Annotated in this window: 14 protein-coding genes and 13 pseudogenes; 15 read left to right on the forward strand and 12 right to left on the reverse strand. The window is 60.4% G+C overall.

What is annotated here, in order from left to right:
• Positions 1-186, forward strand: a pseudogene (locus EN786_RS34785) (transposase); the annotation flags it as partial.
• Positions 187-394: 208 nt separating this feature from the next.
• On the opposite strand, the pseudogene EN786_RS34790 reads toward EN786_RS34785, so the two are convergent.
• The 7 genes and pseudogenes from EN786_RS34790 to EN786_RS34820 all read right to left on the reverse strand — a co-directional run.
• A pseudogene (locus tag EN786_RS34790) lies at positions 395-1,070 on the reverse strand (transposase); the annotation flags it as partial.
• Positions 1,071-1,083: 13 nt separating this feature from the next.
• Positions 1,084-2,142, reverse strand: a pseudogene (locus EN786_RS34795) (IS630 family transposase).
• Positions 2,143-2,344: 202 nt separating this feature from the next.
• Positions 2,345-2,627, reverse strand: a pseudogene (locus EN786_RS39130) (IS110 family transposase); the annotation flags it as partial.
• Positions 2,628-2,801: 174 nt separating this feature from the next.
• Positions 2,802-3,661 (reverse strand): annotated as a pseudogene (istB, locus tag EN786_RS34805) (IS21-like element helper ATPase IstB).
• Positions 3,658-4,920: an IS21 family transposase gene (gene istA, locus EN786_RS34810; RefSeq protein ID WP_135909856.1), complete on the reverse strand. Its 1,263-nt coding sequence runs from the start codon at positions 4,918-4,920 to the stop codon at positions 3,658-3,660. Before istA ends, istB begins: the two are co-directional and overlap by 4 nt.
• Before the next feature lie 126 nt (positions 4,921-5,046).
• Positions 5,047-5,380: pseudogene (locus EN786_RS34815) on the reverse strand (transposase); the annotation flags it as partial.
• Between the two features lie 37 nt (positions 5,381-5,417).
• A pseudogene (locus EN786_RS34820) lies at positions 5,418-5,534 on the reverse strand (transposase); the annotation flags it as partial.
• Between the two features lie 164 nt (positions 5,535-5,698).
• Here EN786_RS34820 and EN786_RS39580 point away from each other — a divergent pair.
• Positions 5,699-5,814, forward strand: a pseudogene (locus EN786_RS39580) (transposase); the annotation flags it as partial.
• A 259-nt stretch (positions 5,815-6,073) separates the two neighbouring features.
• Here EN786_RS39580 and EN786_RS34830 read toward each other — a convergent pair.
• Positions 6,074-6,856 carry a GntR family transcriptional regulator gene (locus EN786_RS34830; RefSeq protein ID WP_135909837.1) on the reverse strand — a complete coding sequence of 261 codons (783 nt, stop codon included), beginning with the start codon at positions 6,854-6,856 and terminating at the stop codon, positions 6,074-6,076.
• 443 nt (positions 6,857-7,299) lie between these two features.
• Positions 7,300-8,144 (reverse strand): IS5 family transposase gene (locus EN786_RS34835; protein ID WP_246688831.1). Its coding sequence is split into 2 segments (ribosomal slippage): positions 7,300-7,869 and positions 7,872-8,144, totalling 843 coding nucleotides; the frame shifts between segments, so codons are not numbered across the junction.
• Positions 8,145-8,521: 377 nt separating this feature from the next.
• On the opposite strand from EN786_RS34835, the gene EN786_RS34840 reads away from it, so the two are divergent.
• From EN786_RS34840 to EN786_RS34880, 9 genes and pseudogenes are all read left to right on the forward strand, one after another.
• Entirely contained in the window at positions 8,522-9,718 is a 1,197-nt protein-coding gene (locus EN786_RS34840) for an IS256 family transposase (protein ID WP_135909839.1), read from the forward strand.
• Positions 9,719-9,921: 203 nt separating this feature from the next.
• Positions 9,922-10,122: pseudogene (locus tag EN786_RS39135) on the forward strand (transposase); the annotation flags it as partial.
• 182 nt (positions 10,123-10,304) lie between these two features.
• On the forward strand, positions 10,305-10,649 hold the full coding sequence (gene tnpB, locus EN786_RS34850; protein WP_135909843.1) for an IS66 family insertion sequence element accessory protein TnpB: 345 nt from the start codon (positions 10,305-10,307) through the stop codon (positions 10,647-10,649).
• Positions 10,650-10,723: 74 nt separating this feature from the next.
• Positions 10,724-12,361: an IS66 family transposase gene (locus tag EN786_RS34855; protein ID WP_135909845.1), complete on the forward strand. Its 1,638-nt coding sequence runs from the start codon at positions 10,724-10,726 to the stop codon at positions 12,359-12,361.
• A gap of 274 nt (positions 12,362-12,635) precedes the next feature.
• Positions 12,636-13,592 (forward strand): KpsF/GutQ family sugar-phosphate isomerase, encoded by a 957-nt coding sequence (locus tag EN786_RS34860; protein ID WP_189524359.1) that lies wholly within the window; start codon positions 12,636-12,638, stop codon positions 13,590-13,592.
• A gap of 848 nt (positions 13,593-14,440) precedes the next feature.
• Positions 14,441-14,776 (forward strand): reverse transcriptase domain-containing protein, encoded by a 336-nt coding sequence (locus EN786_RS39585; RefSeq protein WP_348642267.1) that lies wholly within the window; start codon positions 14,441-14,443, stop codon positions 14,774-14,776.
• A 427-nt stretch (positions 14,777-15,203) separates the two neighbouring features.
• A pseudogene (locus tag EN786_RS34870) lies at positions 15,204-16,242 on the forward strand (IS1595 family transposase); the annotation flags it as partial.
• A pseudogene (locus tag EN786_RS34875) lies at positions 16,232-17,709 on the forward strand (Tn3 family transposase); the annotation flags it as partial. The pseudogenes EN786_RS34870 and EN786_RS34875, both read left to right, overlap by 11 nt.
• A gap of 168 nt (positions 17,710-17,877) precedes the next feature.
• The gene (locus tag EN786_RS34880; RefSeq protein ID WP_246688826.1) at positions 17,878-18,327 is read left to right on the forward strand and encodes a hypothetical protein; all 450 of its coding nucleotides are present in this window, start codon (positions 17,878-17,880) and stop codon (positions 18,325-18,327) included.
• A gap of 18 nt (positions 18,328-18,345) precedes the next feature.
• On the opposite strand, the pseudogene EN786_RS34885 reads toward EN786_RS34880, so the two are convergent.
• From EN786_RS34885 to EN786_RS34895, 3 genes and pseudogenes are all read right to left on the reverse strand, one after another.
• A pseudogene (locus tag EN786_RS34885) lies at positions 18,346-19,964 on the reverse strand (IS66 family transposase).
• A 70-nt stretch (positions 19,965-20,034) separates the two neighbouring features.
• On the reverse strand, positions 20,035-20,379 hold the full coding sequence (gene tnpB / locus EN786_RS34890) for an IS66 family insertion sequence element accessory protein TnpB (protein WP_246688827.1): 345 nt from the start codon (positions 20,377-20,379) through the stop codon (positions 20,035-20,037).
• On the reverse strand, positions 20,376-20,795 hold the full coding sequence (locus EN786_RS34895; RefSeq protein ID WP_135909851.1) for a transposase: 420 nt from the start codon (positions 20,793-20,795) through the stop codon (positions 20,376-20,378). Before EN786_RS34895 ends, tnpB (EN786_RS34890) begins: the two co-directional genes overlap by 4 nt.
• Positions 20,796-20,825: 30 nt before the next feature.
• On the opposite strand from EN786_RS34895, the gene EN786_RS34900 reads away from it, so the two are divergent.
• From EN786_RS34900 to EN786_RS34910, 4 genes and pseudogenes are all read left to right on the forward strand, one after another.
• Positions 20,826-21,518, forward strand: a complete 693-nt coding sequence (locus EN786_RS34900) for a UbiA family prenyltransferase (RefSeq protein ID WP_281405029.1) — start codon at positions 20,826-20,828, stop codon at positions 21,516-21,518.
• 18 nt (positions 21,519-21,536) lie between these two features.
• Positions 21,537-22,310, forward strand: a complete 774-nt coding sequence (locus tag EN786_RS34905) for an NAD-dependent epimerase/dehydratase family protein (RefSeq protein ID WP_246688829.1) — start codon at positions 21,537-21,539, stop codon at positions 22,308-22,310.
• The gene (locus EN786_RS39140) at positions 22,294-22,593 is read left to right on the forward strand and encodes a hypothetical protein (protein WP_246688830.1); all 300 of its coding nucleotides are present in this window, start codon (positions 22,294-22,296) and stop codon (positions 22,591-22,593) included. The genes EN786_RS34905 and EN786_RS39140 overlap by 17 nt, the downstream gene beginning before the upstream one ends.
• A gap of 154 nt (positions 22,594-22,747) precedes the next feature.
• Positions 22,748-23,205 (forward strand): annotated as a pseudogene (locus EN786_RS34910) (transposase); the annotation flags it as partial.
• Positions 23,206-23,324: the final 119 nt, after the last annotated feature.

A 23,324-nucleotide genomic window follows, 5' to 3' on the forward strand; every position in this document is an offset into this window, starting at 1 on the left:
TGCTTCGTGGATGGCACCAAGGAGATTCTCGGCATTTGGATCGAGCAGACCCAGGGCGCCAAGTTCTGGCTGCGCGTCATGAACGAACTGAAGAGCCGTGGCGCCGGCGACATCCTGATCGCCGTCGAGCCGGCGCTGCGCGCGATCTACCGGGCCAAGGACGCGGAAGCCGGCCTGGCCGCACTCCTCTCCGGGATCGGCGCTCTCCCTGCCCTGTATGGGGATTCAGAAGAATGGGGTGGATCAATCTGTCTGGCGCCTTTGATTGCCGATGAGGGCAATCGAGCCAAGCCAGTCGACGAACTCACCTCATCCTCGTCCCGCGAAGGACAGCTTTTCCACCGGTGGGTGGAACTGGTGTCGTTCCCGTCGGGGGCAATGTTTTGTAAATTGTTCAGCCGGCGACCGGCATCATTTCCTTCCTGGTCCAGCGGAACTGTGTGCCGTCGCTCCAGATGCGATGCATGATCACCGCCAGCCGGCGGGCGAGCGCAACGACGGCTTTCCGCTGGCCGCGCCGCTTGGCGACGTCCCTCGCCCAGGCCTTCAGCGAGGACCATTTAGTCACCCGCGTGAGCAAGGTCTGCGCGGCCTCGTAGAGCAACGTTCGTACCATGCTGCCGCATAACTAGATCCCGCCCACCCGGCGGCTTTCGCTCGATTCATGGAGCGCTGGCGTCAGGCTCAAAATCGGACCGACCGCCCTTGGAGTTGCGGAAGCGGGTGGGGATATCGATCGTCGCGGTGTAGGCCAGCGACACGACGGGGCCGACACCGGAGATAGACATCAGTTGGCGGCAAACCTCATCATCCCGGGCGATCGCCAGAAGCTTGCGGTGCAGGGCGGCATAATTCTGGCGCAGCTTGCGGCGCGCGTCGAGCAGCGGTTCGACGATCTCGGCCAGATCGGGGCATGCTTCGGTGAGCTCGCGGATCCGCTCCTCAAACTTGATCCCACTGACGTTGCCGACTTTGAGCCCGAAGTTGCGCAACAGCCCGCGGATGTCGTTCTGGATGACAATCGCCTTGTCCTCTAAGAGCTTGCGCGCCGTCAGTAGCGCTCGGCACTTCTAACACCAAGGGTCATGAAGCTCGACCGACGTGAGCCCACTCTCGCATTCCGATTGATGTGATTGTTTCGTGTTGGGCGATGAGCTTCTGCCAAGCTTCGCAGGCGGGCGTCGATGATGGCGTCGTGGCCGTCGAAGACGCGGTTGGAGAGCCAGTTGGCGCGCAGATATTGCCAGACGTTCTCGACCGGGTTGAGTTCCGGGGCTCGCGACGGCAGCAGCACCGGCGTGATGTTTTTCGGCACCTTCAGCTTGGCGGTCGTGTGCCAGCCTGCCCGGTCGAGTAGCAGCACGGCGTGCGCGCCGCGCGCCACATGGCGGCTGATCTCGTCGAGGTGAAGCTGCATGGCCGCAGTGTCGGCAAACGGCAGCGCCATGGCTGCTCCCTTGCCGCGCGCTGGGCAGATGGCGCCGAACAGGTATGCGCTTTGATAGCGCTGGTCGGCGGGCTGTCTAGGCCGCGTGCCACGGCGCGCCCATTGCCGCACGACACCGTTCTTCTGGCCAATTCTGGCTTCACACCTCTACGGGCTTGCCCTTCGGCAGATCGGCGAGGTGGGCGCTTAGCGTGCGCGGAAAGTTTTTTTGAACTCTTCCACGATCCAGGCATCCTGCGCCGGATGGCGCGGCCGCGCGCTCATGTGCGAGAAGCCGAGTTCCTTCAGCAGCTTGCCCACATAACGCTCGTGATAGGCGACGCCGAAACGATCCGCGATGACGCGCTGCGTATCGATGCGCCGCCAACGCACCACGCCGTAAACCGCCAGGTCCGGTCCCGTCTCGACGATTTGCGCCAGTTCGGCCTTCTGTTCCGGCGACAAGCGCGGCGTGGGTCCGCCATACTAGGCATCCTTCAGTCCGTCAGGACCATCCTCGTGAAGCGATGCACCCAGTCCCGCAGCGTCTGGCGGTCCATGCCGCCGATCCGTGCAGCATCTTCCCGGCTCATCCCGTCCTTGATCCCAGCCAGCGACAACAAGCGCCTGCTCTGGTTGACGTCCTTCGCCGCCTTCGCCAGTCGCCGAAGCGCCACAGCCGAATAGTCCGTCCGCATCTTCACCGCTGATCCCATCGCCCGAATCCTCCTCGCGACAAGGAATCACGGATCAATCGAGGCGGGAACCCCAAGAGAGTCAGCCTTCAGAGCCTTTGCTATAATTCGTCAGGGTCTTGACATGCGGAACAGATTGACCCGCATCATCTGCGCGATCCTGCGCGATCCTGCGCGATCCTGCGCGATCCTGCGCGATCCTGCGCGATCCTGCGCGCATCTTGCGGTCGGTCTTGTTCGGCTGAGCCTTCAGGAATGCGTTGACGTGACGCGTCTCAATGCAACCACTGGCAAGCTGGCTTTAGCAAGCCCCTCGAACAGCCACTGCGACAAAGGTCCGGCCTCAAGCCCGACGCGTCCAACCGCCAGGCGGGATCCTTGAGCACCCGCGCAAGATCCTCGGGATGGGTCGGCACCTTCACCTCGCGGCACGCCGTGCCCGTTTCGTCGACGATGCAAATTGCGGTCTCTTCCAACGAGACGTCCAACCCTGGATAATGTTTCATGCTGCGCTTCTCCTTCCTGATGGGCTTGTGGCTGTTCCAGGGAACCGACCACGTTTTATCATCAGCTCGAAGCGCAGCACCTTGATGGCATCACCGCCAAACGATGAGGCTCAAGCCGAATACCGTCAATACCGGGTGAAATTTCCCCAAAAGTGCCGAAGTGAAATTCCCCGATTATGCCGCCCCGGACGACACGGAGAATTGGCTATTTTTCGGCGGTCGCCCTCGGGGGCGTGACGGTGGGGCGAAGGACGGTGGCTGATCAATGCTTTCGAACGGACGTGTTCAGGCATCAATTCGGCATACTGGCGCAGCCTGTAGCTTGATCCTTCGATCTGAACGACGACGGCATGATGCAAAAGCCTGTCGAGAAGCGCGGTGGCGACGCCCCACTCTGCAAAGCCGCGATTGGACGTCAGGATCATTGCCCCTTTCTCGTAGCGGGCGTTGACGAGCTGGAAGAACAGGTTGCCGCCGCCGGCGATGACCGGGAGATAACCGATCTCATCGACGATCAGCAGACCTGGCCTGCAGAAGAAGCGGATGCGTTCTTGCAGCCGTCCCTCGCGCTCGGCCCTGGACAGCGCTGCGATGAGGTCGGCAAGCGTACAGAAGTACACGCTCTTGCCCGCTTTGACAGCCTCGACGCCGAGCGCCACGGCGAGATGGCTTTTGCCGGTTCCCGGCGGCCCGAGGAAATTGACGGCCTCGTGCCTTTCGACGAAACCCAGTTGCGCGAGCGTGAAGATCCGATCGCGATCGAGGGAGGGCTGGAAAGTGAAATCGAAGCCGGCGAGCGTTTTGATGGTTGCCAGCCGACCCATCCGCAAGGCCGTCTTTATCCGACTGTTCTCGCGCAGGGTCAGCTCTTCGGAAAGGAGAATATCGATGGCTTCGAGTGCCGACAGTTCGCCATGCTCGAGGCGGCGGACAATATGGTCGAGTGCTTCAAGGGCACGTGGCATCTTCAGGCCGACAAGGTCATGGCGAATGCGGTCGATCATCGACGGCACGGAATCGAGCGCGGCGCTCATGGGCGGTTCTCCTGTGCCATAGCTCTGGCGACGGCGTCGTAGAAGGCGAGCGGCCGCTGTGTGACCCGGTCTCCGGATCCATGAAGAATGATCTCGTCATTGTTGACGGCCGATCGCGATCGCGGCGGTGCGCGAAGAGTTCTGTGTCCTGGTTCGACGCGGCGCTGATGGCGACCTTCCAACACCGGATGCACAGCAATCAGCGCACCGTCTTCGAAGATTCGAACCTCATTGGCCAAGGTGTGAACTTCGACGAGCCGCCTTCTGGTGGCGTCGGGCACGCTGTAGGCGTTTCCACCAACGCTCACCATGCTCTCTCGGGAGATCCTGCGCTCAAGCCGCAGAACCGATCGGAACGGAGCCAGCGGCAAGGGACGCAGATGAAAGCGCTCTTCCGCGAAGGCCTCGACGACGACGCGCCGCGTTGTGGCGTGCACGCGGGGATTGGCAACGACATCCAGCCATTGCCGCAGTTGGGTGTTAAGATCATCAAGGTTGCGAAACGAGCGCGCCAGGAAGAAGTCTTCACGAATATAGCGGAATGGTCGCTCGACCTTTCCCTTCGTCTTGGCCCGATATGGTTTGCAGGCCTTTGGATGAAAACCAAAATGGCGGGCGAGATCGAGCAGAGCGCGGTTATAAACAATGCCGGCCGTTTCGCCTTCGCCGATGACCGCAGTCTTCATTCGGTCGTAGAGGATCTCGCGCGGGACGCCGCCGATCGCATCGAACGCCGCCGCGTGGCATCGCAGCACTGTCGGCAGATCCTGATGCATAGCAAAGCGCGCCCAGATGAGACGGCTATAGCCCAGCACCATAGAAAACAGCCAGACGATCCTGGGGGTTGCCGGCTCATCGGTGAAGACGACATGGAATTGGGCGAAATCCACCTGGGCCTGTTCGCCGGGAGCTGTTTCGAACCGAACTTCAAAGCCGGCTTCTGAGGTTGGACGAACGTCTCTGAGAAAGTCCGTGACGGTAGTGTAGCCACCGACGTACCCACGATCCTTCAGTTCTCGCAGGAGCCGCCGACCGCTAAGGCCGGGATAGGCAGCAACCCGTTCACGCAGATAGGCGGTGAATGGATCAATCACCGTCGCCCGCGGCTTCCTTGGTCCGTAGGCAGGGGCCTCAAGGCCACGCTCGATGTATTTGCGGATTGTCTTTCGATCGACGCCGGTCTGCCTGGCGATTGCTGACACCGACAGCCCCTGCCGGTGCATATCCAAGATCATGACTATCTCCCCGAGTTTGATCACCGCCATTCCCCTCTCGATCATCGAGAGCAGTATCGGTGATGACGTGCCGCCGGTCCTCCGGGGCGCGCCCCGGAAGACCGGCGGCAACGCTAAACTGGGGAAGATTCAAACGGCACTTCTGGGGAGTATTGATCCGGTATCGATTACGCCAGCCGTGGGAGTGGCCTCGCGCCTGGCTCGCTCGCGATCCAGCATCAGCGCGACGTCGTGGATAGTCTGGAACAGAAAGCGCCGCGCCAACTCGCGGAACCAGCCGTAGACCGTCTGCAGGGGCCGAATGGATCGGCAGCATCCGCCAACCGCAACCGGAGCGGACCAGGTAGCGCACGGCGTTGACCACCTCCCGGAATCAACCTCGCGGGGACGGCTGCGACGCCCAGGCTTAGGCATCAGCGGTGCGAACTGGCTCCCATTCCTCGTCCGTCAGGTCAGACGGGCAGCGCTTGGTCTTCTTGGCGATTAGTCGGCGGTCGGGTCAGGCGTCAGCGGGTGGGCGCCGCCAAAAGAAGACGGCACTGGGCGAGCTTGGCGACGCGGTGGCCGTTGGCGAGGAGGCCGTAATGGCGGATGCGATGGAATCCGTCTGGAAGGGCGTGCAGCAGGAAGCGCCGGATGCCATGGCGCATCGTATCCGACGATCTCGACACCCACAGGTCGGAAGGCGTCGTGCGGCTGGTGGCGCGCCAGTGCGCCATCGATGAAGCAACGGTCGGCCGCAAAAGGGCACGACGGAGTCCTTGTAAGGAAGGCCAGCCGCGCGGCGGTCCTCAGCGATCAGAGCCATCGCATCACCTTCCACTTTGCCCCCAGGCACGCCTCTGGCTCAACCAGATCGAAATCTGGTTCTCCATCCTGGTGCGCAAGCTGCTGCGCCGCGCCAGCTTCACCTCCACCGCCGATCTCAAAGACCGGATCGAGCGCTTCATCGACTCCTTCAGCAAGACATGGCAAAGCCATTCAAATGGACTTGGGCCGGCAAACCCTTGACCGCCTAACCAATGCGTCAAAACTTCCACCGAGGTGTACTAGATGTTGCTTCGAACCAGCGCAGCATTGCAAATTACCAGATTCGTGGCGAGCACAGGTGGCCACAACTATGCAATGGCCACCGCGATGCGGCGGCGGCGATGTGTTTCCCCCCGTGCTCGGAGTACTATTCGCTGTATACTTGTCTAAGAGAGCGAGAAATACCTTCGGTAACAAGCTCATTCATCCGAGCAAGTTTCCTATCGCGCTGACGCCGCAGATTGGCGACTGCAGCCGTCACATCTTGGCGCTCCAATGTACCGACGAGGTCAGACATGTCCGCCGTGATTTCTTGAAAGTTGCTCTCCATCTCCAAATCGATCAAGCGCACAAAACGCGTCTGGTTGTTGAACTTGCGGATGGAATCAACCATGACCTGACTGTCGGCGAGAGCTGAAATATAGATATAGAGTCTCTCGATCAATTTAACCTGCGATTCAACAGATTGTTCTATCTTATTTTTGATGAGATCATTACGGCTCACGCGTGTCTCTTCCGGCAATGCTATCTTGCCCGTGCCAAATTGGCTATATCCACGTTCAATTGCATAAACCGCAATCTGAAACGCGAATTCATAATGATCCCTCATGCTTTTGGCATTGAGTGTCTTTGCGAAGAACCCGCGATTTGGCACTGACCCAACGAGATCTTCGCCGTGAAGACGCGCCAATGCTTCTCGCACTGGCGTCGCGCTAACCTGCAGTCGATCGGCAATGCTGATAGGGCTTAGCGGCTCTCCGGGTCGGAACCGATAGTTAAGGACGAGCTCCTTCAATTGGCGGTAGGTCGAATCGGCCTTGAGGAATGGCTGCCATAGTGTTGTTGTCTCCGCCGTTCGCGCGCGGCAAGTGCTGTAGGCGAAAGTCCCATCTCCTCGCCTGCCGTTCCGTTTGCCGTCCCCCGTCGTCATGACACCTCCTTATTTGCGCCGCGAAGCGGCGGGTGACGAATCAAGCGCTCCGCCATTTCAGCAGCAGCGGCTAGATGCGCGAGCCTGCCTGCCTGATCAGACGAGGTACTAGCCTCGATCCGGCGATGAACCCGGCCTCCTCGGCAGCAGACAAGAGTGTACAGCGGACAAATCTCCTCGGACTCTCCAGCCGGCCAACGGGGATTTGCGCCAAGGACCGCAAGGCTTGCCGACCTCGATACCCAAAGGCACCTGGCCACCACCGTCGGATATCCCCGTTGATCTCAACTGCATCATCAAGTGGCAGGCGCACGCGCCCCTTCAGGCAAATTGAAAATCTAGAAAGCGATTATGTCACAGTTTTTCTAAAATATAACCTCGTTTTTCTAAAACTAGAGTTAACAATTATAACGACCCGTCGCAACATTCGAAACATAATGGCATCAATTCGTCACAATCGTTATCAAACTCGTGACGATGGTCACTTGGCTTTTTTGTTGAATGCATTGGAATGCAGCAGATCGGAGTGTCTGAACCGGAATTACCGCCGTGTTTTCAGGTACTTGCGAGCCGTCGGGTGAGCATGCGAAGGTCCGCTCGACGACCCATCGGCGCGGCAGGACTTCGAAGCCTTTGGAGCTGTCCGACCGCTTGACGATCTCCATCGTGAACTTGCCGATCTTTTGCAGAGCGCTCCGCAGTTTCGGCCCTGCATAGCCGCCATGGGCAAAGACATGGCGCAGCCGCGGCCAGCGCTCGAGTATGGATTTCAGGACGGCCGGCGCGCCGTCGCGGTCCTGGATGTCGGCGGCCTGAACGACGACGCCGACCACTAGGCCCAGCGTGTCGACGACGATGTGCCGCTTGCGGCCCTTGACCTTCTTGCCGGCGTCGAAGCCACGAACTCCGCCGCCTTCGGTGGTCTTGACCGACTGGCTGTCGATGACGCCGGCGCACGGGCTTGCCTCCTGGCCTTCCCGTTCGCGCGCCGCCATGACGAGTTCATTGTTGATGGGGCGCGCAGCAATTCTTCGTCCCGCCAGCGCCAGAAGTACTTCTGCACCGTCGAGAACGGTGCGAAGTCCTTCGGCAGAAGCCGCCATGCTCCGGCCGACGAAGCCATGTAAAGCAGCGTGTTCACGACCTCGCGCTGGTCCGTCTTTCGCGGCCGGCCGATCCGGTTCGGCGCCGGCATCAGCGGCTCGATCAGCGCCCACTCCGCGTCCGTGAGGTCGCTTGCGTAGCCCGGGCGACGCCGTTCATAGTGAGGGCGAGTGGTTTCGGTCAACGCATCATGATCTCCGTCGAACCTCAGCAATCCGACAGAATCACTCACTTCTTTTTTGGAGCGGACACTAATACCGTGGCTGAGCCCTGTGCAATTGCAAGGTAGTGAGCCGATCGCCACGTTACGTACTGCGGAAGAGTAACTGCGATGGCATAAGGACGTCCCTTTGCAATCTGGTATTGTCCCGGTCGGGACATGAGTAGTGAAATGTGTCTATGGTTCTGCACGCTCACGTTCCCGAGCTTCCTTGATCAGATCCGCAAGGCATCGAGGTGTGGAATCGGATGCATGCAGGCGCATACGATACGATCGAAGCAGCGGGGACTGTCAGGAATTCCGTGTGCGGGCGGGCATAATGGGTAAAAAGGAATCCCACTATGACCCGACGCAAAGAACCTGCGATACCGAATGATCTTCTCGACCAGCTTCTGGCAGGAGGTGCAGCGAGTGCTGCCTTCGAACAGGGCGGCCTGCTTGATACGCTCAAGAAGGCTCTGACCGAGCGCGCGCTGAACGCGGAGATGGACTATCATCTGGCGAGCGGCGAAGACGCTGGCAATACGCGCAACGGTTATGGCCGCAAGACGGTGACGACCGAGACCGGCAAGCTGGAGATCGATGTTCCGCGTGACCGCCAGTCGAGTTTCGATCCGCAGCTGATCGCCAAGTATCAGCGCCGTTTTCCCGGCTTTGATGACAAGATCGTATCGATGTACGCGCGCGGCATGAGCACCCGGGAGATCACCGGGCACCTGCGCGATCTGTACGGTATCGATGTGTCGGCGGACCTGATCTCAACGGTGACGGACGCCGTGCTCGACGAAGTCGCCACCTGGCAACAAAGGCCGCTCGATCCGATTTACCCGCTCGTCTTCTTCGACGCCATCCGGGTCAAGATTCGCGATGAGGGGATGGTTCGCAACAAAGCCATCCATATCGCGCTTGGCGTGCGCGCCGACGGCGCCAAGGAGGTGCTCGGCCTGTGGCTCGAGCAGAATGAAGGCGCCAAGTTCTGGCTGCGGGTGATGAACGAGCTTAAGAATCGCGGCACGGAGGATATCCTTCTGGCCGTCGTCGATGGCCTGAAAGGCTTTCCGGACGCGATCGTCCAGACATGCATAGTCCACCTGCTGCGCAACTCCATGGACTTCGTGTCCTGGAAAGACCGCAAGAGCCTCGCCAGCGCACTCAAGGAAATCTACCGCGCCGTCGATGCTGAGGCAGCGGAAAAGGCATTGGCGTTCGAGATCGGCCCCTGGGGCATGCGCTATCCCGCCATCGGCCAGAGCTGGCGGCGCGCCTGGGGCGAGGTCATTCCTTTCTTTGCGTTCCCTGACGAGGTGCGCCGGATCATCTACACCACAAACTCAATAGAGGCGTTGAACTCGAAACTTCGACGGGCTGTCAGTGCCAGGGGCCATTTCCCCAGCGACGATGCGGCTACCAAGCTGCTCTATCTGATCTTGAACCGATCCGAGAAAGAGTGGAAAATGCCGCCACGTGAGTGGACCATGGCCAAGGCCCAGTTCGCCGTCATCTTTGGCGAACGCTTCATCAGGGCAATGGCGGCATAATGTTCAACCGCCCGCCCGCACACGGAATTCCTGACAGTCCCAAGCAGCGAGTGTCAGCTCCAGGCTGCGAGCACAATGACGATCTGGCTGTGATAATTCGCGCATGAGGACGTAAGCGCGTAGGTCACCCCACGTAGCGGCTGGTTCGCTGATCTGGGAGTCTCCTGGATGATTTATCCTGGGAGGCTCTCGTGAGCGCACACATGTCTGATAGCAAGAACTTCGAAGTTCTCACGGCCGAGCCGGTCCGGCTTGCGCACAGTCCGGCCCGACGCGTTCGGACCTGGTCGCGGGAGGAGAAGACCAGGATCGTGACGGAGACGTTTGCGCCGGGGGCGAACGTTTCGGCGATTGCGCGTTCTCACGGCCTTGATCCCTCACAGGTCTATGCGTGGCGTCGCAAGGCGTTGGAATCGGGCATGGTCGCGCCGTTGGCGGAGGCGCGGATCAAGCCGGTCAAATTCGCGCGGTTCGACGCGGTAGCCAGCGACATGGTGGAGATTATCGTTGGCGATGTGGTGGTGCGTGCCGGTGGCGATGTCGCGGCGGATCGGCTTGCCGCGGTGATCCGGGCGGTGCGGGCGGCATGATCCCGGCGGGCGTTCAGGTTTACGTGGCGGCGACGCCGGTCGACTTCCGCAAGGGTGCGAACGGCTTGATGGCGCTGGTGCGGGACGGCGGAGTCGATCCGTTCAACGGCGCGCTTTACGTGTTCCGCTCGAAAAGAGCGGACAGAATCAAGGCGGTCTGGTGGGACGGGTCCGGGGTATGCCTATTTGCCAAGACGCTCGAGGAAACGAAGTTCTGCTGGCCACGCATCGGGCCCTCGCGTGTTCAGCTGAACCACGCTCAGCTCTTGGCGCTGGTTGACGGGCTGGACTGGAAGAAGGTCCGGCCGGCGGTGGTGAGGCGGCCGCAATCGGTAGGCTGAAGAGCCTGTGGCAAGTTGAATCAGGCCCTTGAAAGCGTTGGGAAAACGGCTGCGAACATGCTGTGATGCCAGTCATGGCGATGGCTGCCGAAGAGCTTCCGGACGACGTTGATGCGCTGAAGGCGATTGTCGTGGCGCTCGCCGAAAAGGCCGCCCTTCTGGAGGATCAGGCGGCACGAAACATGCGCCTCACGGCCGAGCGGATCGAGGCTGCCGATACGCGGGTGGAGGTGATTGAAGCGCGCATTAAGGCTGCCGACGAACGCATTGCCACACTGACGGCGATCGTGAAGATGCTGGAGCGATCGCGCTATGGCAGGCGTTCTGAGCGACTGGGCATCCCCGGGCTCACGGATGAGCAATGTGCCTTCGTGTTCGAGGAGATCGAGAGCGGCGTCGGCGAGGCGGTTGCCGATCTGGAAGCTGTGGCCCCCGATCGTGCGAAGCGCGCGCCGCGCCCGCGCAAGGGGTTTGCCGCCCATCTTGAGCGGGTGGAGCAGATCATCGAGCCGGAGGTGCCCGAGGGCTACGAAGGTCTGGATCGGTTGCTGATCGGCGAGGATGTGTCGGAACGTCTGGACGTCACGCCGGCGAGGTTCCGGGTGATTGTCACCCGCCGCCCGAAATATGCCTACAGAAACCGTGACGGCGTATTCCAGGCGCCTGCGCCTGCCCATATTGTCGAGAGCGGCATTCCCACCGAGCGGCTCCTGGCCCAGATTGCCGTCTCCAAATACGCCGACGGCTTGCCGCTTTACCGCCAGGAGGCGATCTATGCGCGCGACAAGGTCGAACTCAGCCGCTCGCTGATGGCGCAATGGATGGGCAAGGTCGGCTTCGAGCTCCAGCCGCTGGCCGATTACGTTCTGGAACGGATCAAGCAGGGCGAGCGGGTCTTTGCCGACGAGACCACCTTGCCGACATTGGCACCGGGAACCGGAAAGGTTCGGAAAGCTTGGCTATGGGCCTACGCGCGCGACGATAGGCCATTCGGCAGCGCCAGCCCGCCCATGGTCGCCTATCGCTTCGAGGACGGTCGGGGCGGCGACTGCGTTGCGCGCCACATGGCGGGCTTCACCGGCATCCTGCAGGTCGATGGATACTCGGCCTACACGCAACTCGCCAAAGCAAAAGCGAGATCCAACGAGGCCGTCGCTCTCGCGGGCTGCTGGGCTCACTTGCGCCGCCGATTTTACGAATTGCACATCAGCGGCAGTTCTCAGATCGCGACGCAGAGCGTCACGACCATGGCCGAGCTCTGGTCCATTGAAGAGGAGGTTCGTGGCCAGGTTCCTGCCGCACGTGCGGCCGCCCGTCAGGACCGCTCCGTCGCCATCGTCGCGGATCTGTTCAAGCTCTGGGAAAAGGAACTGCCGCGGATCTCAGGAAAATCGAAGCTGGCCGAGGCGATCCGCTACGCCGCGTCCAGGCGGGCTGTCCTCGAGCGCTTCCTGGCCGACGGCCGCGTCGAGATCGACTCCAATATCGTTGAGCGGGCAATCAGGCCCCAGACAATCGTCAGAAAGAATGCGCTTTTTGCAGGCAGCGACGGCGGCGGAAACACGTGGGCGACTGTCGCGACCCTTCTGCAAACCGCCAAAATGAACAGTGTCGATCCGCTCGCCTGGCTCACCCAGACCCTCGAGCGTATCGCTGATCGCTGGCCAATCTCCCAAATCGACCAGCTCATGCCCTGGAACTACAGCTCCTGAACGGCTTCAGCTACGTGCTTACATGAGGACGACAGTGACGTCCAGTTTACGAAACTATAGCAACAACTTAATCAAAACATCACCCCGATTTTCCGATTGATCGCCCATACTGCCGCCAATTCGACGTCACGGCGAGAGCCGAGAATCGCTGCTTAGGATGGAGTCCGCTATCATGGCAATTCTTAGCCCTAGTCATACAATCCTGCGTCCGCACGGAGAGCTCCCTCAGCAATATCGTGAATGCAGCAAGGACCATTGTGACAGGACAATGGTCATGCTTGAGCGGGCCAAGGCCATCATCCGGCAGGAGGCTGCCGCGCTGGAGACTCTTTCAAACAGGATCGATACGCATATCTGTATGCTCGCGGATTATATTCTTTCCTCAACTGGAATAGTGGTCGTGTGTGGTATCGGCAAGTCACGACTGGTTGGAGAAAGGATCTCTGCAATTCTCACATCGACTGGCACTCGATCGATCACGCTTGATCCGGTCGACGCCTTGCATGGGGATATTGGGCGCGTGCGTGCCGGGGATGTCATTATTGCACTCTCCAATTCGGGTGAGACTGCTGAACTTATGCAGTTCATACGCGCCGTCCGTCAGCTTCCTGTCATGGTTGCCGCGATCACGGGACGCGCCAACGCGTCACTGGCGCAGTCTGCCGATGTGGTGGTCGACATTGGACCAATGCCGGAAGCGTGCGCACTTGGTCTTGCTCCGACCACCTCGACTATTGCTATGGCGGCAATGGGGGATGCCTTAGCACTTGTCCTGCACGAGCGGCGCGGGTTCACGCGTCAGGATTTCGCTCGTCTTCACCCCGGTGGAAGTCTCGGACGGGAAATGATGCGAGTACGCGACCTCATGTGGCCGCTTGAAGCGATTCCTGTGTTCCGGCCAGATACCCCACTGTCGCTGGCGCTCTTGTCAATGTGCCGAGCCCCCCGAAAGCTAGGCGTCGGCGCAGTGCTCTGCGAGCGAAGCAAGATCGTCGGGATCTTGATCGGGGAGTCCATCGGCCGATTACTCGACCGAGGCGCAACTCCCGATCTGAATGATCCAGTGGAGCGGCACATGCAGACGCCGGTCACCGCAATTTCCGGGCACGCATTTCTCGACCAAGCCGCGGAGCTCTTCCGTCAGCACGAAAGCGATTTGATACCGGTGCACGATGACCAGGAAAGGTTCGTCGGCCTGATATCCCGCCGTGACGTCGTGAAGCCATCCTGAGTGATGATATCTTATGTTAGTGGCGATTATTTTAAGGATCACCTAAGTGGATTGATCGAGACAGAAGAGTCCGGTGTTGGATTCCCATCGGTTTTCGTATGTGGGGTCGGAACAAGGTGCGCCGGGAGACCGGCAAGGAGTAGATAGGAGTAGCGATCCACATTGACCCCGAGTCATGCGCGGTCGGTCGTGAGGCCGGCCGTGAAGCGTTGACGGGGGAGCGTGCAGGCCAGCCATTGAACCACGAAATTGACGCTTCTCGGGTGCCGACGTTCCTCTTGTGTGCGGAAGGCAATATGAGTCGGCGCGACAGCGCGAGTGCCGGCTCAACCCGACGTGGTCTGAGACCCTGGCATGCACGGACGCTCCTTGCGCGGGAACCGGGAGGCCTCGGGATTGGCCAGAGTGGGACACCATTGCTGGTCCGCATCGGGAAGGCGAGGAGCCGAAGCCGATGGTGAACGATCTCGAGGAGTCAGATCCTGCCATAGTAGCTACGAACCTTGCGAACAAAGTCGGAGTACCGATGGCAGAGCGAGGGGAGCCAAGGGCAGGAACCAAGGGAAATGCGGATCAGCAAAGCACGCGCCGGACACAGGACCGGGAAAGTGTGTACCATGCGCTGGACCGCATACGGCAAGCCGCGAGGCAAAGGAAGAAGGAGAAGTGCACCGCGCTCTTCCACCAGATCAATCCAGAGATGCTGAGGACAGCGTTCTACGCACTCAAGCGTAACGCGGCCCCGAACCGGGGCAGGGTTCGGTGATTTCGCCGCTGCTTGCCAATATCTACCTGCACTCTTCGATCTTTGGGCCGATCGTTGGCGACGACGCGAGGCCACCGGCGACGTGATCATCGTGCGTTACGCGGACGATATCGTGGTTGGCTTCCAATACGATGCCGATGCCCGGCGCTTCTGGGACATGATGCGGGAACGGTTGCAGGAGTTTGCGTTGCAACTCCATCCGGACAAGACCCGACTGATCGAGTTTGGCCGCTATGCGGTTCAAGCCCGCCGCAGAAAGGGGCTTGGCAAACCGGAAACGTTCAACTTCCTTGGTTTCACCCACATTTGCGGGAGGACCCGGCAGGGCCGGTTCCAGATCCTTCGGAAAAGCCGGAGGGACCGCAGGGTGGCGAAACTGAAGGAAATCAAGAACGAGTTGCGACAATTATGCGTATAACGCCGTACCGACTACTCCTGGTCGCTCGGTGCCTTTCGTGACCACACCATCCGGCTCTGGGCCCAGACGCTTCGGCGGAGGAGCCAGAGACATCGCTTGATCTGGGAGCGAATGATACGGCTAGCCAATGATTGGCTCCCGCAACCGCGTATCCTTCACCCTTGGCCGCGAGTACGCTTTGCCGTCAAACACCCGAGGTAGGAGCCGGATGCGTAATGTGGCTTTGATAGAGATGTGGCGTCGGCCGCCGCGGGCCAGAGGCGGCAGGCCGGTGAGGATGCCGAGCGCCACATAACAAACTGGATATAGGGGTCAGAAGAAGAGCTGCTCAGAATTTTGCGCGGCCTTTATCAACCAAAGACAGCAATCCCCTTGCTGTACACAGTGTTTCATGGGATTGTTTGGACACGATCCGAAGAAGATGAGAATGCCTGAAACGATGCTTGCCGCGCTTTCCAGTATCCGGACCGTTGAAGAGATGGTCGTGGCCTTCGGGGATGAGCAGCATTGCCGTCGGTTGCTGGAAAGCATGGTTTGGCCGGATGGTCGGATTTGCCCGGCCTGTGGTTACAGGCGTTCGATCGCGCTTGCTGGTCGCGATACCGGCAAGCGGCGTGCGCGATCGGGTCTCTATCAATGCTCCAGCGGCGATTGCCGGTTCCAGTTCACCGTGACGACCCATACCCCGCTGCATTCGACCAAGCTGCCCTTGCGTGTCTGGTTGAAGGCCATGTGGCTGCTGCTGCAATCGGATAAGGGCTTGTCCTCGGTACGGCTCGCCGAGATCCTTGGAGTGAGCCAGCCGACGGCCTGGCGGATGGGTCACGCACTTCGGCTGATGGTGGCGCGGGAAAACATGCTCGACGGCACGGTTGAGATCGACCATTTCCATCTCGGGGGAAGTCCCCGAAAGCGGCCGGATGACCCACCCTCCGGGACGGGGCCGGAAAGGTCAGGCGAACACGGAGAAGGCGCCGGTCATGGCCATGGTGCAGCCGCCGACCGACGTCACGCCCGGCACTCCGGCCGGTGACGCGCGTGCCGCGGTCGTGACCGGTCTCTCAGCGCGAGCAAGCGAACGCGTCATTGAAGCGCAGAGTCATTTGATGAGCGACGAGTGGAAAGCATTTATGGCCATTGGTGAGAGCTTTGCCAAGCACGAGACCGTGAAGCATTCCAATGGTGAGTATGTTCGCGACGCCGTCCACGTCAATTCGGTAGAGGGCTTCAACTCCCGCGTCCGCCGTACCATCGCCGGCGTCTTTCATCATATCAGCCCGCAGCATGCCGATCTATATTTCCACGAGATTGGCTTCCGATGGTCGCAGCGCGTGGTGTCTGGGAGCGCCGTTCGGAAAACCCGGCATGGTCGAGAAGTCTTGAGGACCGTCTGGTCGCGCGTGCCGCCGGCCCTGCAACTACTGAGCGTCTTTCGCGCCGCCACGGGGCGAGAAGCGAAACGCAACAGCCGAAGATCGGCGTGCCGCATTGCTGTCGGCAATCGAGATAGCCTCAACAACAGACGCGGGGGCTTCGATAGCTGGCGCCATTGCAGCGGAGTTCCGCAATCGAAATTCGCTACTCCCGGCTGCCAACATCATTGAGCGGATGGGGATCGCGGCGCGGGCCATTGCCCGGCGACGGGCAGAGAGGGCACTGATCGAAGCGATACCAGCTGATCGGCTTGCATCGTTGGACGGGCTGTTGGAGGTCGACCCGACGATCGGTCAAACGCGCTTTCATTGGTTGAGATCAGCGCCAGAAGCGCCTGGCGCGTCGAACCTGGTCGGACTGACCGAGCGGATCACGTTTCTGCGGACGCTGGAGATCGACCCCGCACTACAGATCCGCATTTCTTCGGGACGTTGGGATCAGATGATCCGCGAAGGCAATGCCACGCCAGCATGGCTGGCCAACGACTTCAACGCCAATCGCCGTCACGCTTTGATCGTGGCTCAAGTCATCAAACTCGGCCAGAAGCTTACCGATGATGCCGTGACGATGTTTATCAAGTTGATGGGGAGGCTGTTCTCGCAAGCCAACAGCCGCAAGAAGCAGCGGCACATGGACTATCGGCCGGACGCCACCAAGGCGCTGCGGATGTTCCTCGACACCATCACAGCGCTGCAATCGGCGAACGATTATGGCCGGAATGCACTGGAGGTTCTCGACCAGAAAGTTGGCTGGCATCGACTGCTTCGGATGAAGCCGGAGCTCGAGTCCTTGGTCGAGGTCAGCGAGGCATCACCCTTGACCGTGGCAGCCGAACAATATCCGACCGTCAACAAGTACGCCGGCGTCTTCCTGCAGGCATTCACGTTCCGCTCGTCGCGCCGCTACGACCCGCTTCTGGCAGCGGTCGGGGTGCTGAAGCGGCTCTATTCGGAGAAGCGTCGGACCTTGCCGGAGACCGTCCCAGTCACTCACCTCAGCCAGACAGATCGGAAGCTGATATTCGGGCAGGATAAGCCCGATCGCCGCCTATATGAGATTGCGACGTTAGCGGCATTGCGAGACAGGCTTCGATCCGCTGACATCTGGGTCGACGGCAGCCGATCCTTCCGGCCGATCGACGAGCATTTGATGCCACGATCAACGTTCATCACAATGAAGGAGCAGGATCGTCTCGGACTGGGCGTACAAGGGGATGCCGCCGTGTGGCTACGGAAGCGCGGCAGATGCTCGACTTCAACCTGAAGCGGCTGGCGCACAGAACGCGTTCCGGAAAGCTTGAAGGTGTTCGTCTTGAAGGGGGAACGTTGATCGTCACGCCGAATGCCGGTGAGGTGCCGGCGGCGGCTGAAGAATTGAACGCCGAGATCAGCGAGCTCTGTCCGTTGGTCGAAGTACCGGATCTCCTGCGAGAGGTGCACGAGTGGACCGGATTTGCGGACTGCTTCACGCATGTTCGAACGGGCGACAGCCCTAGGAATGACGCTTGAGACCATCAGCCAGATGAGCGATGATCCGCTCATCAGCCTGCCGGCAGTGGCGCGCTGATCAGTCCGGCCCATGCCGGAGAGCACGGCGTCCAATGCCGTCAGCTACACCACGCCAGTGGGCACGATCGGTTCTGCGGAGCGAAGGGCAGCGACGGCGCGTTGAACCTGAAGAGCCGCAACAAGCTGAAATGGCTTCAGGAAAGCTTCCCCAACGGATTTATTTATGCTGGGGATGGTGCTGCGGACCTTCCAATCTGGGAAAAGGCTGCCGGAATCATTCTTGTTGGCAACGGAGTAAGGTACGCAAGCCAACTCCGCAACGCGGGCGCTAAGGTTACAACAATTATTCCGGAAAAGCGCGAGCCGCTGAAGGATTGGTTATCTGAACTTAGGATACATCAGTGGTCCAAGAATGTGCTAATCTTCGTTCCGGTGTTTCTTGGCCAGACTTGGGGCGACTTCCGTGTCGTCTTGAAGACCGCAATCGCCTTCCTTGCTTTCGGTCTCGTTGCGTCTTCAAGCTACATCATAAACGATCTGGCTGACTTGAAAGCGGACCGGGCGCATGTGACCAAGCGCTTCAGGGGGATTGCTGCGGGCAGAATGTAAGCGCCCAGCTATGGCCGTTCAGGCGGCGTGGTGGTTGAATGGCAGAAGGTGATCGAGATCGCGGTGGGGCCAGCCGGCGGCGATGCGCTGGAGAGTCTGGGCGAGCCAAGCGAGCGGATCGACGCCATTCATTTTCGCGGTCTGCAGGAGCGTGGCGATCGTGGCCCACGTCTTCCCGCCACCGTCGCTGCCCGCGAACAATGCATTCTTTCTTGTAATTGTCTGGGGCCGGATTGCCCGCTCGACAGCGTTGGAGTCGATGTCGAGACGGCCGTCGTGCAGGAAGCGTTCGAGCGCCTCACGGCGGCTCCTGGCGTAGCGGATTGCCTCGGCGAGTTTCGATTTGCCGGAGATGCGGCCCAGTTCCTTTTCCCAGAACGGCCAGAGCTCGGCGACGATGGAGGCCGACTGCTCCTGGCGTGCGGAACGGCGGACGTCGGGGTCCTGACCGCGGATTTCTTCCTCGACCACCCACAGCTCGGCCATCCGCTCGACGGTTTCGCTCGCCACATGCGAGACGCCGGACACGTGCAATTCATAGAACTTGCGTCTGAGATGCGCCCAGCAGGCCGCCAGCGTCAGCGGACCACCCGCGCGCTTCGCTTCCGCGAGCCGGTTATAGGCCCCCATCCGTCGACCTGGAGCAATCCGGTGTAGCCGCAGAGATGGCGCTCCACGCTCTCGCCACCGCGGCTATCCTCGAAGCGGTAGGCGACCATGGGCGGCGCCGTGCCGCCGAAGGTTCGATCGTCCCGCGCGTAGGTCCATAGCCAGGCCGTCTTCGTCTTGCCGGAGCCCGGCGACAATGTCGGCAGCGTCGTCTCGTCGGCATAGACCCGCTCGCCCTCCTTGATTAGCGCCAGGATGCGAGCGGCGAGCGGGGCGAGATGGAAGCCGACATGGCCCATCCAGTTGGCCATGGAGTTGCGGCTGATCTCGACGCCGTCGCGGGCATAGATGCCCTCCTGGCGATAGAGCGGCAGGCCATCGGCATATTTGGAGACGGCGACATGGGCGAGCAGCGCTTCGCTCGGCACACCGGCTTCGACGAGGTGACCAGGCGCCGGCGCCTGGCTGACGCCCTCCTTGCAATGCGCACAGCCATATTTGGGGCGACGGGTGACGATGACGCGGAACTTCGCCGGCGTCACGTCGAGCCGCTCGGCGACGTCTTCGCCGATCCTGACCGGCTGGCAAGCGCCGCAGGCGCAGGCGACAGTCTCCGGCTCGACGATGATCTCGACGCGCTCCAGATGCGCCGGGAACGCCTTGCGCGGGCGGCTCGCACGTCGCCGCTCGCCTGTCGACCTTGCCGCCTCGAGTTCGGCCTCGATCGCGCCAAGCCCGGTCTGGACCTCGTCGAAGGCGAAGGCCTGCTGGTCGGCATCGAGCCTCTCGGAACTACGGCCGAAGCGGGCGCGCTCCAACTGCTTGATGATCACATGAAGATCGGCGATCCGCTCTTCGGCGCGCTCGTTGAGCGTCGCCATCCGGACGATCTCGGCCTTGAGTTCCGCCGTTTCGCCCCGGAGTTGTCCCGCCGCGGTCTGCAGTTCGGCCTTTTCCGACGCCATGGCGACGAGCATCGCCTTCAGCGTGTCGACGTCGTCGGGAAGGGCCGAAGCGCTATTCGTCATAGGCCAACAGAAGCATATTCGACCCGCTTCCGGGACTGCTTTTGTGCCGCCTGAGTCACTTCGCCACGGCCTATCCGGCAGATGTCGGGCGTCGCCTCCGCTCGGCCCGAACACGCGTCCAATCCATGCCTTCAACGAGCGCCATCAATTGCGGCGCGGCAAGCCGGATCACCCCATTCTCCACCCTTGGCCAGCGGAACTTGTCCTCGTCCAGCCGCTTGGCGAACAGGCATAGACCCGACCCGTCCCACCATACGATCTTCACGCGGTCCGCACGCTTGGCTCGGAACACGTAAAGCGCGCCGGAGAACGGATCAGCGCCTGTGTCGCGCACCAGCGCTGCCAGACCGCCCGGACCTTTTCTGAAGTCGACCGGCCGCGTCGCCACATAGACCTTGGCTCCGGTAGGGATCATGCCGATCGCAACGCACGGATCGCCTCGACCAGAAGGCTCGCTGCTATACCGCTGCCCACGCGGATCGTCGCATCGCCGATGACGATCTCCAGACCGCCCGCACGATCGTCATCCCCAGGCGCCACTTCCACTGGCGCGAAGCTCTGCGTCTGGATCTCCGGCTTTGCCGGCAGGATCGCGATGGCGCCGGAGCGGATCGCCTTCCGCCGCCAGGCAAACACCTGCTGCGGGCTTACCTGGTGCGACCGCGCTACCGCCGAGACATTCGCGCCCGGCCTCATCGCCTCTTCCAGAATCCGCGCCTTTGCTTCATCCGACCAGCGACGGCGCAGCACCGCCGGGCTCGCGTCGAGACGATCAGGAACCGCCTCGATGACTGTAAATGTTCCAGGTCTGGACTTGGGTGCAGACTGCAAACAAACCTCCCGTGAGAATCAATCACGAGAGTGTCGCGTCCTTCATCGGTCCGCGAAACACGGGGCCTGCTTGGCGCTTACGGCAGAATAGGCCTCATGAACGGCTTCCTAGCGAGCATGTTCCTGCTGGTTGCAGGCCTTGGGGTGGCCTTGCTTTTGTGTCCTAGATTCGCACTGGCCGTTGCAGTCTATTTGGTGCTGACGTTAGCCTATTCATTCCGCTTGAAGCGTTACGCCATGCTTGATGTGACGGTGATTGGAACTCTGTTCACATTGAGAATTGTTATGGGACAGGTGCTGAACGATTTCACATTCTCGCCCTGGCTTTTTTCCTTCTCAGCCATGTTCTTCTTTTCGCTGTCGCTGGCAAAACGCCATGTGGAAGTCATGCATGCGCACTCGAAAGGAAAGGACACTATCAAAGGGCGGGGATATTTGCCTAACGATTGGCCGCTCAACCTAGGCTATGGCCTCGCCTCGGCCTCCACTTCGATTGTTATCATGCTGCTTTTCGTAGCGCTTGAAGCCAGAGTGACGGAAGCATATCACAATCCCGTATGGCTCTTTGTCGCGCCGGCCGGCATTTTCATATGGCTGCAAAGGATCTGGATCCTTAGCCATCGCATGGACTTGCATGACGATCCGGTTGTTTTTGCGCTCAAGGACAAGATTAGCTATCTGATCGGCGCCTTCATCGCGTTGGCGTTTGCGCTGGCTTTGTAAAACAAAGGGATTCGCAGATTGCAAGCCACGACCGCCGTTACCCTGGACGCGTCCCTCGTGCTTCTGACAGGAGCCTCCGGCTGGCTGGGCGGGCGCATCGCGGCGGCGCTAACGACTGGTTTGCCGGAAGCAGGGCTTCTTGCAACCGAAGGCTTCCGCGTACGAGCGCTCGTGCTTGCGGGAGAAGACGTGTCGCAACTGCGTGAACAGGGCGTGGAAATCGTGACGGGTGATATTCGGGACGTGCAAACTGTCCGTGCATTCGTGGCCGGTACCGAGGGCGCCTTATTGATCCACATTGCTGGGGTCATTCATCCCAAAAAGGTTGGCCAGTTTGAAGCGATCAACACGCAAGGCACGATCAATCTAGTTGAGGCAGCGCAAAAGGCAGGCGTCCGTCGTGCGGTCATCATGTCGTCGAATTCCCCCATCGGCTGCAATCCACATCCGGACCACCGATTCACGGAAGAAAGCCCCTATAACCCATACATGAGCTATGGCCGCTCCAAGATGCTGATGGAAAAGGCAGTGCGAGCGGAAATTGCCGCTGGTAGCCTAATGGAAATCGTTATCGTCCGCGCGCCTTGGTTTTACGTCAAGGCAAACGCTCTTTTTCAAGATGGTGAAGACCGGCAAGTTCCCCATCGTTGGATCTGGGCGGAACCGCCGCTCCATGGGCTACACAGACAATCTGGCGCAGGGCATCCTGCTCGCCGCAGCCCACAAAAACGCCGCCGGCGAGATCTTCTGGCTTGCGGACGAGGCGTCGTACACTATGAACGAAATTATTGAAACGGTCGGCAAGGTCCTACATGAGGATTTTGGCATGCCGGTCAAGCCCAACAAGATCCGTCTCCCGAGCATTGCGGCCGAAGTAGCAACGAAGGTCGACGCGACTCTTCAGTATGCCGGCATGTATCACCAGAAGATCCATGTTCTTTCCGAAATGAACAAGACAATTGCTTGCGACATCACCAAGGCCAGAAAAGTGCTCGGCTATGCGCCCACAATCGCGTTACGTGAGGGCATGCGCCTTTCGGTCGATTGGTGCTTGAAGAACGGCCAGGCGATTTGATCTAAGGCCTGCAAGAATTCGGAGACCATCTTTGCTAGTGGAAACGTCTTCCGTCATTTCTAGAGCGGGATGAATTGAGTCTGAATCGAAAGGGGATTCCCGAAGGCGATCAAATCTGATTCAACCTGCTGGCTGGGTCAGGAGGCCGGCATGGATGGGCAAGCCTTACTCGATGGATCTTCGCACACGGGTGGTAGCGTCGGTTGAGCAGGAGGGCCTGTCGCGACGTCAGGCGGCGGAGCGCTACGGGGTTGGAATCAGCACGGTCATCCGATGGGTGCGCCGCTTGCGCGAGACGAACAAGCTGACACCCGGCAAGATGGGTGGGCACAGACCGAAGAAGATTGCCGGAGAGCATCGGGAGTGGCTGTTGGTACGCTGCCGGGCGGCGGAGTTCACACTGCGCGGTCTTGTGGCCGAGCTTGGCGATCACGGCCTGAAGGTCGATTACCGCTCGGTATGGGAGTTCGTTCACGCCGAGAAGCTCAGTCACAAAAAAAGACGCTGATCGCCAGTGAGCAGGATCGCCCCGATGTGGCGCGCCGGCGGGTCCAGTGGGCAAAGTATCAGGACCGCATCGATCCTTCCCGCCTGGTGTTCATCGACGAGAGTGTGCTGCAGAGCAGCGGAAAGGAGTTCGCAATGAACTAACACCGTTGCGTAAAGCTGCGTGAATGATGGGGGACGGCCCTCCGGGATCGGCTTTCAGGAGCGGGTCTCAAACCAGTCCG

Source organism: Mesorhizobium sp. M4B.F.Ca.ET.143.01.1.1, assembly GCF_004792275.1.
GTDB lineage: Bacteria > Pseudomonadota > Alphaproteobacteria > Rhizobiales > Rhizobiaceae > Mesorhizobium > Mesorhizobium abyssinicae.

Bases quoted from the DNA above. Each gene is read 5' to 3' on its own strand.
- EN786_RS34840 (WP_135909839.1), top strand. From the start codon at position 8,522: ATGACCCGACGCAAAGAACCTGCGATACCGAATGATCTTCTCGACCAG.
- EN786_RS34860 (WP_189524359.1), top strand. From the start codon at position 12,636: ATGCTTGAGCGGGCCAAGGCCATCATCCGGCAGGAGGCTGCCGCGCTG.
- EN786_RS34830 (WP_135909837.1), bottom strand. From the start codon at position 6,856: ATGACGACGGGGGACGGCAAACGGAACGGCAGGCGAGGAGATGGGACT.
- tnpB (WP_135909843.1), top strand. From the start codon at position 10,305: ATGATCCCGGCGGGCGTTCAGGTTTACGTGGCGGCGACGCCGGTCGAC.
- tnpB (WP_246688827.1), bottom strand. From the start codon at position 20,379: ATGATCCCTACCGGAGCCAAGGTCTATGTGGCGACGCGGCCGGTCGAC.
- EN786_RS34855 (WP_135909845.1), top strand. From the start codon at position 10,724: ATGGCGATGGCTGCCGAAGAGCTTCCGGACGACGTTGATGCGCTGAAG.
- EN786_RS39140 (WP_246688830.1), top strand. From the start codon at position 22,294: ATGAACGAAATTATTGAAACGGTCGGCAAGGTCCTACATGAGGATTTT.